Source organism: Chryseobacterium sp. PvR013, from assembly GCF_017833095.1.
Classification (GTDB): Bacteria; Bacteroidota; Bacteroidia; order Flavobacteriales; family Weeksellaceae; genus Chryseobacterium; species Chryseobacterium culicis_A.
This window is the reverse complement of record NZ_JAFIBT010000001.1, coordinates 4,452,136-4,466,764: the sequence shown is the minus strand read 5'-3', so window position 1 is coordinate 4,466,764 and position 14,629 is coordinate 4,452,136. Positions and strand designations below refer to the sequence as shown.

Here is a 14,629-nt window from a genome sequence, read left to right as displayed (position 1 = left end):
TGTTCTCTGTTTCAATTTCTTTTCACATTAAAGCTCAGGATTTTCCACAGAAATTTGAAAAAGACAGTATAGATTATATTCAGAAATGGATTTGAAAAGGATAAATTGATCATTTCATTACAAACTCTATTGCGGGAAACAAAACAGCATCCTGGTTTCTTTCCCGCAACTTGTATAAGACTTCTGGAGGCCTCGGGAGATTACAAACAAAGTTGTTTTTAACTTCTGGAGAATTCGTTTGATGACAAACATAAACGTTTGAGACTTCCGGAGAACTCACTTAATGAAAAACAGAATTGTATGTATTCTGATTTTAAAATCATCTATGTATATTTGAATACCATGAAAAACTTCACACTGTTATTATTTTGTCTTATAATTTTATTCTCCTGTAATAAGAAAAATAATGATCACAAAACTGAAAAACCGAAACCTGTTCTGATCAAAATAGGATACTACCCTACGTTTCATCTTCCTGCTGAAACCATCTTAAATTTTAATGAAAAATATTTGATTTTTTACAGCCCTGTTTCTTATAACCCACCACCTCCGCCTCCATCAAAGGAAAATGGAGAAAAATGGAGTGCCGAAGAAGAGAAAGAACATTTGGAATACCTTAATGAAAGGCCGCAACTGCAACCTTTTAAAATTACACTCTCACAAAATGATATCGATCGTATTCAACGAATATCAGGTTCCTTCACTTCAGAAGATTTTAATGATAAAGATTTAAAACCTGCAATGGATGGGATGTCAACAAACATTATCATTGTATACTCCAATGGAAAATTAGTTCAAATCAACCCTATGAACGCTCCCAATGAAAAACAAAGGGCGTTATATGGAGAGATTTTAGATCTCCTCATAGAAAAGAATACGAATAAGAATGATGCTGTTATTTTACAGAAAATAAAAGGATATCACTGATTGACAGCTATTTTTCCAGTTCTATCTCTATAGATACTCTCTGATGTTAATTTAATATCTAAATTTGGATGTTTGTAACAAATTAAGAATGAAAATTAATTGCAACAAATGTAAAAATGAAGTGATTACTCTAAACTTTTCTGAAGAACAAAAGCTTGATCTTTATATTTTGATGCAAAACGATTTAAAAGTATTTACTGAAAAAAAATTAATTGATGAATTCAATGTAGATAAAAAGGAAGCAAAAATTATTATTCAACATTTAAACAATAGAAATGGCAGATGTGCAGAATGTGAGTTTGAAGAATTGAATGGAGAATACGTTGAATGTCCCAATTGTGGTGCTTTTAATTATAATCTTAATGAACCCGTGTTTAATTTAGAATTTTGCAGTCATTTAGAATGGTCTCTGGATTTTAACAACATTGAAAATGAAAAGATAAAATATTATGCTAAGAATTTTTGGTGTGATGGTATAAGTCATTTACCAGAAGACTCGAAATCTTTACTTTATCATACTATTGAAAACAGCAAGCAAATCATAACAAAAGCCTGGATTGGATATGGTGGTGATGAAATTTATGAAATGAAAATCAAGTTTGGGAAAAAAGCTATAGAAAATTATAAAAATAATAAAAGTTTAATCGAATGTATTCCGAAAAATAATGAAAATCCGAATTGGATAAAATTATTTATGGAAGATAAAAAGATTGAAATTCAATTAAAATAATAACTGTTGATAACATGAGTTTGCACCATTGCAGAAGGCAGTAACCTCGCTCTACAAAGTCTCCCTATTTTACAGAAATAAAATAAAATCCACCACCGCACTAATTTTTATCCTCAAACTTTCTCTTATCTTTGTTTCAATAACGATCTGATCAGTGCTGACGACGTAACACCAAAACAAAATATGGCAACAAAAGAAGAATTCTGGGACAGGAAAAAGAAATTAAATGATGATTTTTTCGTGATGGGCTCCGTGGCCAATCCTGCAACTGAAGAACAAATCAGAAAATATGAAGAAAGCACAGGATTTACCTTCAGTGAAGATGTTAAGGATTTTCTGACCTCATTCGGGTCCTTACTTTTTGAAGTGAAAGAAGAGATCTGGAAACGTCCTCAGGAATTTGATGTTCTTCCAAGCTGGAAATTCGGGTATGGATTTTTTGTGTACGGACTTTCGCAGGATGAAGAAATGCCTTCCTGGATGGGATTTGAAGAAAAACATCAGGAAGCCCTTGAGTATAAAGAAAAACCATTGGGACAACTGTTTTTCAAGCGCAGTGGAAATCTCTACAGGGCATATACCGACAACGGAATCATAAAAATTGAGTATGACAAATACGACGAGAAAGATCATGAAGTATTTGAAGGAAATATTTATGATTTTTTAATTGAAGAAATTAATAATTTAGAACAGGATTATCTGGAATACATTAATGAAGGAAAATCCTGATGTATTCACAACCTTATAACTCTTGACTTTACACCTATAAAACACTAAACTTTATACCATTGAAAACAAAATTATTATTCCTTTCATTTTTAGGATCAATACTAGCCCATACACAAACCCTTCATTTTAAGAACCTTAAAGATATGTCTACAGGCAGAGGGGCCACAGCCAGTGTAATTGTGGATGATAATATCTATGTGAGCAACGGATATCAGGACAAGGGAGCTAACGCCAATTATATTGAGAAATATAATATTACGGATAACAAATGGAGTGTTCTCAATACTACTCTGCTTTCTAAAAAATTTGCTAATTCGGAGACTTACCATAATAAAATTTATATTTTTAACGGTTGGGGAAACAGCCATCTTGAAATTCTGGATCTTGCAACCAATACCATAACGAAGGGAGCTGTTAATCGTTTCTACACAGGAAATGCAGGTTCTGCCATTCATAACGGCAAAATATATGTGTTTGGGGGCAGCGGACTCAACGGAGCGAAAACCACTGTATTTTCTAACAGATTCCAGTATTATGATATTGCTTCCGATACATGGCATCCATTACCCGATATGCCCACAGCCAGAGAAACAAAGGGCAAAATTGTGAATGACAAGCTTTATGTCATTGGTGGTTTTAACGGTACCTCATCCCGCCTGATCAATGTTTACGACCTCAACACGAATCTCTGGACCGATCAATATACGATGCCCGCCGGGATATCGGGACACTCATTAGCCGTGTCCGGTAATAAGATTTTTATTGCAGGAGGTTATAATAATCAGACTTTTCTGGCCTATTTTGATACCACCACCAATAAATTCCATCCGCTATCCTCCAACATGATCCCCAGAAGACACGCTGCAGCGGAAATATATAACGATAAACTATACATCATCGGAGGAAGTACAACTTCTCTCACCAGCTCAGCAATTAAAAGCATACAGGTGGCAGATATCAGCGAAAACGTACTCTCTGAAACCACAGCAAATGATAATAGTACATTGGAGAAAAAGGTGTATACCAATGCCACCAGAGACGGTTTTGTCATCAGTAATAAAAATAACAGCAACCAATTTGAATACGCCGTTTATTCCATCGACGGGAATCAAGTCCACAAAGGGTTTGCCTATTATAATAAAACGATAGATTTATCAAAAGTACAGCGCGGAGCTTATATTTTCAGTTATAAAGATGAGAAAGGAGTTTTGCAGCAGATTAAAATTTTCAGATAATCATACCTTACAATCATCCATTAAAAAATACAATGATTACAATGAATTTAAATTTTAGCAGTGCTGAAATAGATGAGGTAGTTAGAAAGAACTCAAAAAGAAGCTCAATGATACTGGATTTAGCCAACACAGCATCGTTGGCCACTGATGGAAAATTATTCTATGGCAGGGAATTTAAAAATAGAATTGAGATTGCTAGAATAAAAACTCCTATCACATCAATCCTTCCTATTCTCATTATTGTTTTTAAAAAGAATGACCTTCAACATCCTAAATTAAGACTAAGCTTTTTGGGGTACTTTTGGTTTTCAATTCTCACCTTACTATTTTTATGGGCTATCATAAAAAAAATTATTGATCCCGATTTCCCGGGGGATCTTGAATTGGCTATATTTTCAGTTCTATTTTTTTACTCATTATTCGCAATAGAATTTTACTTCACAAAAAAGGTTTTTGAGAGACTAAAACTAAGAATTAGAGCGTAGATTTAAGATATCATCGAGTAAAATGACAGATAATACACTATAAAAAACGACTATGAAAAATTTAATTTTATTCTTTTCTATTTTATACTCATTAAATGTATTCACAAGAAAAACCCAATTATCCGGAGCCTGAAAAAGGAATGAAAAGAGTTGATCTTAAACTTCCAAAAATTGAGAATAACAAAGAATACAAAGTTGAAATAAGATTTGGAATTGAAATGGATGTTTCTGAATGCTCAGATACTAATGATTTTAGTTTTAATCGTAAGAATTTAGAAGAAAGGTATGCCATATCTCCTTCTAGATTCCCTTATTATTACCAAAAGAAATACCTGTAGAGGTTCTTACCTTTAACAAGCCTAATTGCATTGAAACTAAGAAAGTAAAAAAGAAAGTTTTAAGTTCTCAAAATATTTTCAGAGAATATAATGGATATTATGCAATTCCATTTTATATTCCTGAAAAACAGACTGTTGAATACAGATTATGGAAAGTAAATAGTGAGTTTAAAAATGTAGAAAAATAACAATACTTGTAAACTACAAATGGAAGGTATCTTTAAAAGCTACGAAGAAACAATAACCAGAAAGCACAGCATTGGTTTTACTCCCAAATACAAAGAAGAATTCAGAACATTTGTCAACGAAACACTTTTTGTTGCCATCGCAGAAAAAACAGTTGAAAAACTGGGCTGGGATCTGGTTTATAAAGATGACCACAGCATTGAAGCAAAACGTAAAGATGCAGGCTGGATGAATGAGCGCTGGACAGAAATTATCACTGCAAGCTATAAAAATGGTGAGGTTACGGTAAAAAGCGAATCTTTAGGTAACGAAATATGGGATAACGGGAAAAACTCTAAAAGAGTCAAACTATTTATTTATGCTTATCAGGAAACCTTAAAAACATTCAATCTACAAGCACTTAAGGATCTCGAAAAGGAAATAGAAAGAAAAAATAACTGGGATGATTATATAATTCCTGAAACCTTACCACAACCCAGATCAATAAGAACTCCGAATATAGCAATACCGATTATTGGAGGTATATGTATTGCTTTAATCATGGGCTTTCTGGTAGCATTGCTTTCGCTAAAAGGACTATACTTTATTGGCCTTTTTGAATTCCTTGTAGCAACAGCTCTTGTTTTTGTAATGAAATATTTAATTAAATTTTCAAATTATACTGACATTAAAAAACTGCTATACCTGTTGGGAGGAATGGTTGTGTTAACCTATATTTCAAATGAATATTTTCAATATGAAATAATTTTGAATTCAAACCATCTGGAAAGAATTGGATTTTGGAATTTTTTAAAAATAAGATTTTTACATGGCTTTACAATTAACAAAATAGATTTAGGATGGGTTGGATGGATCATTCTATGGATTGCACAACTCGGGCTCACAGGTATTTTTGTTTACTTTAGGCTGGTCTCTGCGCTTACAAAATATGTCATTGAAAGAGTACCGGCTGAAGTTGTTGATTTTGCATTTTATTATGCCGTTAAAGATAAATCCGAGGAAGAGATCAGAGCTGAGCTTGCCCAAAAAGGATGGTCAGATGTACAATCTCAGAATGAAGTTTTTGATGCTATTGGAGGGCATCAAAATGTAGTAACACTGAGTAGAATTAAATAAGTTCTTTTGTAAATAAAAAAAGAAAATATCATCGTTGACTTAGCAGGTCAACTACACTTAATAAAAGATATATGAAAAAAGCATTTGAATTCCTTACCCATTTAAAAGAAAACAATAATCGTGAATGGTTTGCTCAACACAAATCCGAATACGACACCATTGTAAAAGAAAACAAAGTTTTTTTTACCCACATTTATAATACCCTTCAGGAGCATGATCAGCTCAAGAGAATCCATATTTTCAGGATTTATAATGACGTTCGTTTTTCCAAAGACAAGACGCCGTATAAACCCTATTTCGGAGTGGGATATTCCCGTTCAAAACCTATGCTGAGAGGCGGATATTACATTCAGCTGGAACCGGGTAACAGTTTTGTAGGCGGCGGTTTTTGGGGTCCGGAAGCCAAAGATTTACTTCGTATCCGTAAAGAATTTGAAATCAGCAGTACAGAAATTGAAAAAATTATCTCTGACAAAACTTTTATACAATATTTTGGAGAACTTAAAGGTGACACTGTAAAAACAGCCCCACGAGGTTTTGATAAAAATCATCCGGCTATAGATTTAATCAGAAAAAAGCAGTTTCTGGTGATGCGGAAGTTTACCGATAAGGAAGTTTTATCAGACAATTTTCAAAAAGAAGCCCTGCAAACCTTACTTGCCATGCGTCCTTTTTTTGATTATATGAGTGAAGTGCTGACCACGGATTTGAACGGGGAACCTTTGTTTTAAAATTCAGTTATCATACATTTTATATGATCTTAGGATAATGAACAATATTTTTATAGAACCTGCCGAACCTTTTGTCTTTTTCAGCTATTCTGATTTTCTAATTATAACAGTTATTAATCTCATTTTATACATTTTAAGCAAAAATCAACTGCTTAAAGCAAATAGAATAAGCAAAATAATAATTGGAATATTTTTTTTCATTATTGTTCCCATTATTTCTACTCAAATTGAATTAAGGAATGTTAATAATAAATTTGAAATTGTCGATGGATTTAATGTTTTATATATTATTTTTAAAATTCCTATCTGGTGGATCATTGGAATCTTAAATATTTATATAATTAAAATAAAACTAATGAGCCGCTGATAAACGGTAATCTATCCACCTAAAAAACAACCCATGAAAATAAAAATTCTTCTACTCCTTTTATTCATTGTCAATGCTGTCAAGGCACAAATCACAGAGAAAATCACCATTCCTTCCGGTGTGGCTTATCACTATGCTGATGATAAAACAAATGAGAAAGCAAAAAAAATGCTTACTGAGAGCCTTACCAATACACTCAATAATGATCTATTGGGAAAAAACTTAATTATAGGTCCAACTCTTTGGAAAAGATTTAAAAATATTGAAAGCTTAAAAACGATACCTGACAGTTTGATTTTCCACATAGATGATATGGAAATTGAAGGGAAAATGGCAAAAAAACTGGATGACTCAAAAAAGATATGGAATGAATTTAAAAAAGAAGTTTCTGGAAATTATAAGATCAGAAAAGCCAATGAAGATGAATTAAAATATTATTGGTCCACCATTTCGTTTGACATCCAGGAGCCTTTATTCATTCTGCAAACCGAAAATCATGATTACATAGTAAATTTCCTGAAAGAAAAGCTGAAATTATTCTGGCTTGATGAGTTTCCCAATCAAAATGCTTACAACAATCCCATTGATAACGGAACTTATACAACGGAGGGAACTTTCAAAAAGTATAGAAATGGTAATGAAGTGTACATGACCGATAAGGGAAACAAGGAAACAAAACTTGAAAAAGTACTCTTCTTAAGCAGTGAGCCTGAAATACAGGCCAATTTTTCCATTGAGGATATTCAGGCTATTATAGAAAAGACCAACGGAATCTTTGAGAACCTGTTCAAAAACTCTAAGAAAGAAGGAAAAATAATGGTTCAATTCGAATTAGGAAAAAAGAAGAATGACATCCAATATGCGGTTAAAGATGATCTGGATCTGGAAATTATGAAAGAATTCGAAAAACAGGTCAATGAAGAAAAATATCCCAATTCCAAGAAAAATACAGTGAAATTTCAGCTGATTTATAAGGTCAATTCTTATAATGATACAGAATAAACAATCTTTTATTCTATTTCCCTATTCACTTATTTGTAATTTAGTCCCTCAGAAAAAACAAAACCATGAAACTGTTTATTTTATTTTCTCTTCTTTTTATTTCCGGCATAGTAACCGGACAAGAGAAAGAATATCCATCCATCAAAAAAGGAGATTTTCCGGAAGGCGTTTATATGACACTGGAAGATGTTTTAAATAAAAAACCTTCTTCCACCGAAGAAGTATACTTCAAAGTTTGTGAAAAATGTGATTCTCTTGCTCTGCCGGAAAAGGCTCTTTTTTACTTTAAGCAAAAGAATAAAAGGGTTAAATTTCCGCTAGCCGTTTCGCATAAAGGGGAAATGTATTTTCAGACCTATAGAAAATATACCAACAGGGACGATAAAGGATATGATCCTGACCAATATTCAAGATTTTGTAAAGTCCTGAATTATGGAAGATTCATTTATTTTGAAGAAAATATGAAAGGCTTATGGTCTAAAGCATTCTTAGGCGCATTAAGTCCTCTTGCCTATTCTATCAATGGAAAAACCAAAGGAATTGTTTTAGATCTAGACAATAAAGAATTTAATATTCTTCAAAATTGTGATGATTTGAATGATTTCCTATCAGCCCATAATATTCCGCAAATCCAGTGTAACCCGGAAGCGTATACCATTGGAGATTTGAGAGCAAAAATTGAAGAAATTAATCTGCCTTACCGCTAAGCTGATGTTGACAATATATTGAAAGCCGTTCCGTTTTAAGAACGGCTTTATTCCTTTATAAAACTTTTAACCGATGAAAAAATATATCACAGTGTATCTAATTCTTTTCTCCTGCCTGCTATGGTCACAGGAAATAATTTATCCTAAATATATTTACGAAAAAGATTTAAATAACATTACCATAGAACAAACGGAAGACATCAATCTTTTTAGATATAAACAAATACAGTACATCGGACAGCCTGAAAAAAAAATCACACTCAGCTATACGGGTATTGAATGGTATAGTGAAATTTTAAAAAAAAATTATCGGAACAAGGATTTTATTGCTCTTAATCAAGAATTTAATAAACGTCAGTATAAGAGTCTCCGAATTTTTGTGGATACATCTCAAAAAACACCCTTAATTAAAACATATACTGATACTAAAAAAATATCAAATCTAGACTATGATATCAAAATGGATAGTTTAGCTGCTGGTTTAAAATTATCAAAAGAGATTCCATTCATTATAACGTATTACGATGGATTTCCTGTTACCATTTATAATATGGAAGAAAGAGAGCGCATAATCGGTTTTGGCAATAATGTGATACTAGAACTTGAAGGTTTAGATAAAAATCATCAATGGAAAAAAATAGATGGCTTCAGAAAATATACTTGCGGCGTAGGTATTAAGTTTTTCGTTTTAAAATCCAAAGAAATTGCAACTGTATTTGAGCCTCGTTTAACGGGTAATTTTAAAACAAAATTCAGATATAGATTAGGGAATATCCTTTCTAATGAATTTGACGGAAGCATCAATGACAAATATTTTGAACAAATAGACTAATTTCTTCAATCAAGAAAAAAACAAACCCCATGAAATTCAAAGTTTTTTTACTCTTCCTTTTATTATTTTCCCTAAAAGTTTTAGCCTGCAAATGTAATGGAGAACCCACTTTAAAATCTTCGTTCGAAAATGCTGACTTTGTATTGATTGGTGAAGTATATGATATCTCAGAAGTGTCTTCAGGATTCAAAACTGTACAAAACATTCTAAGCAAAGTCAAAATAAATAAAGTCTACAAATCAAATGATTATGGAGAATTCTATCAGCAGACTGCTACCCTTTTCGGATCTCCGCTGCATTCATGTAATGTTCTTTTTACCCAAAAAGGAAAATATCTGATTTTCGCCTATGAGGAAAAAGATACCGGATTGCTCCTCTCCGATCATTGTTTTGTACAAAAAAGATTAGACGAACTTTCTTCTGCAGAATTACAAGAAATGGAATCTCTAAGTTCTCAGTATAAAAAATTATCTGAAAATTCCGATACATCCAATCATGCCGAACTTACAGATTTGATTGTAGACGGCTCCAATCAATCCGATAGAAAGGTCAATGAGCAAAAAAAAGAAATATCATCACTTAACCAACAAAATAATAAATATAAAGTTATTATTTACATAGCCACTTTTGTGATTATTATGCTTCTGATAGCACTAATTTTGTTACGCAGAAGAACTCGACATTGACATGAATGACAGGAGATTGTTTGTTGCGAAAATCATGTGAAAACCAATTTACCTATATTATTTCAACCAACATAAAATTTTATGAACTCAACTATGAACCCAATTCAACAATATGAAAATTTCTTTCAGGAAAGTAGTCCATATTATCTTGAAAAATTAAATCTTTTTGAAAAAGGAAAAAAATTCACCTTTAACTATGCTGCTTTTTTCTTTGGCGTATTCTGGTTTCTCTATAGAAGAATGTATCTGGAAGCCGTACTCATTTACTCATTCTTCTTTATTGAAGGCTGCTTTGAAAAATTTTTCTTAGCCCCAATAATTGGAGTGGAGCAAACCAAACTGGTTGGCTATATTATTACAATTTTCATGCTTATTATTGTAGGTTTTTGGGGAAATCTTCTTTACCTCAACAAAGCAAAGAAAACTATAGAAAAAGCAGAGGAAAAATTTCCGGAATATGAACAGCAAAAAAAATATTTGAGCAAAAAAGGAGGAACAAGCTTTCTGTACGTAAGTATTTTATTGATTATAATAATTGCCTCAATGGCTTTGAGTTAAATATTTATTTAAGTGTTGAAAATCAAAGAATAATACAAACCTTATTTTTAGTAAAAAAAAGCAAAACATTCCTATCTTTATCGTTATTTCCAACTCATACCTATCTTAAAAAATGAAAAAAATAATACTAGACCTTGCCACTACATTAGACGGCTTTATTGAAGGACCCAACGGAGAAACCGATTGGTGTATCATGGATGATGATATGGATTTTAATGGATTTCTTTCCGGAATAGACACTATTTTTTACGGAAGGGTAAGCTATGATGCCTGGGGAAATTATCAGCCGGAAGAGAATACAGATCCGGAAGAACAAAAAGTTTGGGAAGCGGTTCATTCAAAAAATAAATTTGTCTTTTCCAGTCAAAACAGAGAAGATGAAAATGCTGTTTTTATCAGTTCTGACATTGCAGAAAAAGTTTCAGAAATAAAAAATCAGGGCGGAAAAGATATCTGGCTGTATGGAGGAGCAAGTCTTATTAAAACTTTTATTCAGAACAACCTTATTGACACCTATAGAATATCCGTTCATCCGGTCGCTCTGGGGAAAGGAAAACCTCTTTTTGAAGATTTGAAGGAAAGATTAAATTTAAAATTAATTAAAACCAATGTATTCAGATCTGGCGTAGTACAGCTTATTTACGAACCACAGACTCAAAATTAATACAAGATGAATGCTCGCTTTAGTACCATTATTCTGTATGTAAAAAATGTTTCGTTGCTCGCCCATTTTTATGTAGAAAATTTTAATCTGAAAGTGATAGAAGAAGATCCAATATGGGTTTTGCTTGATGCTGGTGGTGTTTATATCGGGTTACACAAAATCGGAGATCAGTATCTTGATCAAATAGAAGAAGGCCATGTGTTTAACAACAATACTAAAATTGTTTTTGAAATTGATGTTGATATAGAATCAGCAAGAAATGAGTTGGTCTCAAAAAACATCCGCATGAGAGAAATTAAAACCTTTGAGAATTATCCTTTCCTGCTTTGTGACGGAACAGATCCTGAAGGAAATGTATTTCAGTTAAAAAGTAAAAAATAAAACTAATCAATATGATGCTAAAAAGAAAATCATCAGTATCCCATTAATTCGGGATGATTCCAGAGTTACAGATAAAAGAATTCGATATCAGTTCAAAGGGAAGTACTTTGAAAAATTATAATATGAAAAAGATCATCGCAGCCACCTGTTTCATTCTCATTCTCACTTTGTTTTACTATCCCGTTTTTGACGACAAAAAAATTTCATTTGTCATTATCTTTCTGTGTTTTGTTGTGCTTATATTTTCAGTAGCCAAACTCTATTCCCCTGACGAAGAAAAAGATTATGATTCATTTGAAAAAGAAATGGACAGACTGCATAAAGATGATGGAATATTTCAATATACAAATGATGGCTTCTATTTTAAACAAAATAGCCTAACAGAGTATATAAAATGGGATGAAATTGTTTCCGTACATTCCTTCAGTATTCCCTCTCCATTTGGTAAAAGGCAGTCTGGATTGGAAATTACCACTAATGAAAAAAACTATGAATTTGATCATGCGGTAACACCCGGAATAGTAAAATTAACTGATCAGCTTTATGATAATCTGCCAAATTGTGAAGAGGATTCGCCGACAATAAGAATTAATAATTTCGGACTTAAGAAGGCAAAATTGTATGAAAGAAAAGTACTATAATAAACATTCTTACTTATGCCAGTCATCTTTAAAATTAAAACAAGAGTTATGATAAAAAAGACCGATCAATCCAAGCACCGTATCTGTATTTCAAAAATAAAAAGAAGTACCATTAAACCTTACGACGCCTTTCAATGGACAAAATTTCATGAAGACAACCAATCATTTTTCAATACATATCCTGACCTATATGTAGAAATTAATGATGAAGAACTTCTAATTTGTTCTACCATCATTGACTCCAATAATTATAGTATTCTGACAACACAAAAACTCATCACATCCGAAAACGGAGTCTTAGAATCCGGTCTCATTATGCATGCAAAAAATGAGCTGTACGGAAATTTTAAAGGACACGGAAATGAGAAACTCACTTTTGGAAAAATTATTGTTGAGCATGGAAAAATCATAAAATATTTTATTGAAACGGGAAAAGCATCCATGATTATGATTTATGGGGTTAAAACATTAATTCAAATTAAGTAGAATCCTCTTTAGATAAGTACTAATAAAATAGTTTTCAAATTCCATGTAATATTATCACACTTAAAAGTGTCTTATTTAAAAAATTACATGAGATCTATTTTAACCTGTATAGCTTTATTACTTGCAGTACATCCCCTTTTTTCGCAGAAATCTAAAAAACTGGAAAACCTATTCTCAACGTATGAAAAGGCAGGATTGTTCAATGGTTCTGTTCTGATTGCTGAAAAAGGAAAAATCATTTTTGAAAAAAGCTATGGCTACAGAAATGCTAGTAAAAAAGAGAAAAATACCAATAATAGCCTCTACAGGGTTTTCTCCACCACAAAAATGTTCACCGCAACAGTTATTTTTCAACTGGAAGAACAGGGAAAATTATCTCTGAATGACAAGCTGTCCAAATATTACCCTGACTTTCCTAAGGGCGACAGTATTACTATTGCCAATCTGTTATCTCATACTTCAGGAATTCCCAATGATACCAACTCTGAATATACTGTAGATGAAGAAACATTTTTACAATATATTTCTGCAAAACCACTGAATTTCTCCCCTGGTAAGGATTGGGATTACTCCAATTCCGGATATTATATTCTTGGCTATATTATTAAAAAAGTGACCGGTCTGAATTATGATAAAGTCATAGAAAATAATATCCTGAAACCTCTGAAAATGAATCACAGCGGATTTCATTTCAACAACGTTACCGATGAAAATAAAGCATTCGGATATGAATTCTTATCTGAGAACCTGTCTAACGAAGCATTACGTTTTAAAACAGATCACCCTTTTGGCGCAGGAGCAATGTATTCTACCGTAGAAGATTTGTTCAAATTCAATGAAGCACTCAAGAACTACACCCTCCTGAAAAAAGAAACCTTAGAAAAAGCTTTCACACCCTATCTTAAGGATCATTATGGTTTAGGTTTCCAGATTTCAACTGTTTTTGACAAAAAAAGAGTGGGTCATGATGGCGGCGGACCTGGCTACAGAAGCAGATACTATAGAGTCCTTGAAGATGATATTTGTCTGATTGTTATCTCAAATTCAGAACTGTCACACACCGATTTTATTCTTCCTTTGGTAGAAAAAATACTGTACAATAAACCTTATCGCATTCCAGCCATTGCAAAAGTGAGTGCAGAGGATTTAAAAAAGCTGGAAGGTGTTTATTCTACAGAAAACTCAAACTTCTACATAAAAAGTTCTGATGGACGACTGGTTTTCAAAGAAGGCAGTTACCCAAGAAATGGGCTGTTACCAAAAAGTAAAACATTATTTCAGCTTGATGAAAAATTCACCTGTACATTCCAGCCGGATCAAAATGGAAAAATAGAGACTCTTGTTATTCATTTTTGGGATGGAACAGTGAAAACAGCCAAAAGGAATACCCATAATCTTACCTGGGGAATTATAGGAAATGCGACTCCTAACGGCTGGGACGGAAAAGACATTCCGCTACAGACTGATCTTAAAAACCCCAATATTTATTTTCTGAGAAATTATAAACTGAATAAAGGTAATCTTAAATTCAGATTTAATAACGACTGGGGATACAGTTTGGGACTGAACAATGATGATAAAAGTATTGCCTTTGATGCCTATGATTTTCCCATCAAAGAAGAAGGAATGTATGATATTGTTCTCGACATGACCCATGCAGTGCAACCACAATACAGTATAAAAAAATCTGTTCAATAAAACCTGCATCCACAAAGTAAAAAATACATATTTTCAAACCGTTCTAAAAACAGAACGGTTTTTATTTTGGATATCCGTTGATATTTTTTATTACTTTTATCTTACACAAAATCAAACCACAAAATATAAT

General features: G+C 32.5%; 18 protein-coding genes. All 18 read left to right on the top strand.

From position 1 onward, the window contains the following. Positions 1–300 precede the first annotated feature (300 nt). The 18 genes from JOE44_RS20430 to JOE44_RS20345 all read left to right on the top strand — a co-directional run bounded on the left by JOE44_RS20430 (position 301) and on the right by JOE44_RS20345 (position 14,499). Positions 301–927, top strand: a complete 627-nt coding sequence (locus JOE44_RS20430) for a hypothetical protein (RefSeq protein WP_209787036.1) — start codon at positions 301–303, stop codon at positions 925–927. Positions 928–1,015: 88 nt separating this feature from the next. Further along, entirely contained in the window at positions 1,016–1,657 is a 642-nt protein-coding gene (locus JOE44_RS20425; protein WP_209787034.1) for a hypothetical protein, read from the top strand. Between the two features lie 183 nt (positions 1,658–1,840). Then, complete coding sequence (locus JOE44_RS20420) at positions 1,841–2,386, top strand: hypothetical protein (RefSeq protein ID WP_209787032.1); 546 nt, start codon at positions 1,841–1,843, stop codon at positions 2,384–2,386. Positions 2,387–2,445: 59 nt separating this feature from the next. Further along, positions 2,446–3,621, top strand: coding sequence for a kelch repeat-containing protein (locus JOE44_RS20415; RefSeq protein WP_209787023.1), 1,176 nt, complete (start codon positions 2,446–2,448; stop codon positions 3,619–3,621). 41 nt (positions 3,622–3,662) lie between these two features. Next, complete coding sequence (locus JOE44_RS20410; RefSeq protein ID WP_209787021.1) at positions 3,663–4,106, top strand: hypothetical protein; 444 nt, start codon at positions 3,663–3,665, stop codon at positions 4,104–4,106. Between the two features lie 95 nt (positions 4,107–4,201). Then, entirely contained in the window at positions 4,202–4,444 is a 243-nt protein-coding gene (locus tag JOE44_RS20405) for an ecotin family protein (protein WP_209787019.1), read from the top strand. 207 nt (positions 4,445–4,651) lie between these two features. Further along, positions 4,652–5,746 (top strand): hypothetical protein, encoded by a 1,095-nt coding sequence (locus tag JOE44_RS20400; RefSeq protein WP_209787017.1) that lies wholly within the window; start codon positions 4,652–4,654, stop codon positions 5,744–5,746. 71 nt (positions 5,747–5,817) lie between these two features. Next, entirely contained in the window at positions 5,818–6,477 is a 660-nt protein-coding gene (locus tag JOE44_RS20395) for a DUF2461 domain-containing protein (RefSeq protein ID WP_209787015.1), read from the top strand. 400 nt (positions 6,478–6,877) lie between these two features. Continuing rightward, positions 6,878–7,846 (top strand): hypothetical protein, encoded by a 969-nt coding sequence (locus JOE44_RS20390; protein WP_209787013.1) that lies wholly within the window; start codon positions 6,878–6,880, stop codon positions 7,844–7,846. Positions 7,847–7,911: 65 nt separating this feature from the next. Beyond that, positions 7,912–8,553 (top strand): hypothetical protein, encoded by a 642-nt coding sequence (locus JOE44_RS20385; RefSeq protein WP_209787011.1) that lies wholly within the window; start codon positions 7,912–7,914, stop codon positions 8,551–8,553. Positions 8,554–8,626: 73 nt separating this feature from the next. Then, on the top strand, positions 8,627–9,385 hold the full coding sequence (locus JOE44_RS20380) for a hypothetical protein (RefSeq protein ID WP_209787009.1): 759 nt from the start codon (positions 8,627–8,629) through the stop codon (positions 9,383–9,385). A gap of 29 nt (positions 9,386–9,414) precedes the next feature. Further along, the gene (locus JOE44_RS20375) at positions 9,415–10,071 is read left to right on the top strand and encodes a hypothetical protein (protein ID WP_209787007.1); all 657 of its coding nucleotides are present in this window, start codon (positions 9,415–9,417) and stop codon (positions 10,069–10,071) included. A 93-nt stretch (positions 10,072–10,164) separates the two neighbouring features. Beyond that, a complete protein-coding gene (locus JOE44_RS20370) occupies positions 10,165–10,629 on the top strand; it encodes a DUF2628 domain-containing protein (protein WP_209787005.1) in 465 nt (154 codons plus the stop codon). A 112-nt stretch (positions 10,630–10,741) separates the two neighbouring features. Next, positions 10,742–11,293, top strand: a complete 552-nt coding sequence (locus JOE44_RS20365; RefSeq protein ID WP_209787004.1) for a dihydrofolate reductase family protein — start codon at positions 10,742–10,744, stop codon at positions 11,291–11,293. Between the two features lie 6 nt (positions 11,294–11,299). Continuing rightward, positions 11,300–11,674 (top strand): hypothetical protein, encoded by a 375-nt coding sequence (locus JOE44_RS20360; RefSeq protein WP_209787002.1) that lies wholly within the window; start codon positions 11,300–11,302, stop codon positions 11,672–11,674. Between the two features lie 122 nt (positions 11,675–11,796). Further along, positions 11,797–12,315: a hypothetical protein gene (locus tag JOE44_RS20355; RefSeq protein ID WP_209787000.1), complete on the top strand. Its 519-nt coding sequence runs from the start codon at positions 11,797–11,799 to the stop codon at positions 12,313–12,315. A gap of 48 nt (positions 12,316–12,363) precedes the next feature. After that, positions 12,364–12,801 carry a hypothetical protein gene (locus tag JOE44_RS20350; RefSeq protein WP_209786998.1) on the top strand — a complete coding sequence of 146 codons (438 nt, stop codon included), beginning with the start codon at positions 12,364–12,366 and terminating at the stop codon, positions 12,799–12,801. A gap of 87 nt (positions 12,802–12,888) precedes the next feature. Then, on the top strand, positions 12,889–14,499 hold the full coding sequence (locus JOE44_RS20345) for a serine hydrolase (protein ID WP_209786996.1): 1,611 nt from the start codon (positions 12,889–12,891) through the stop codon (positions 14,497–14,499). Positions 14,500–14,629: the final 130 nt, after the last annotated feature.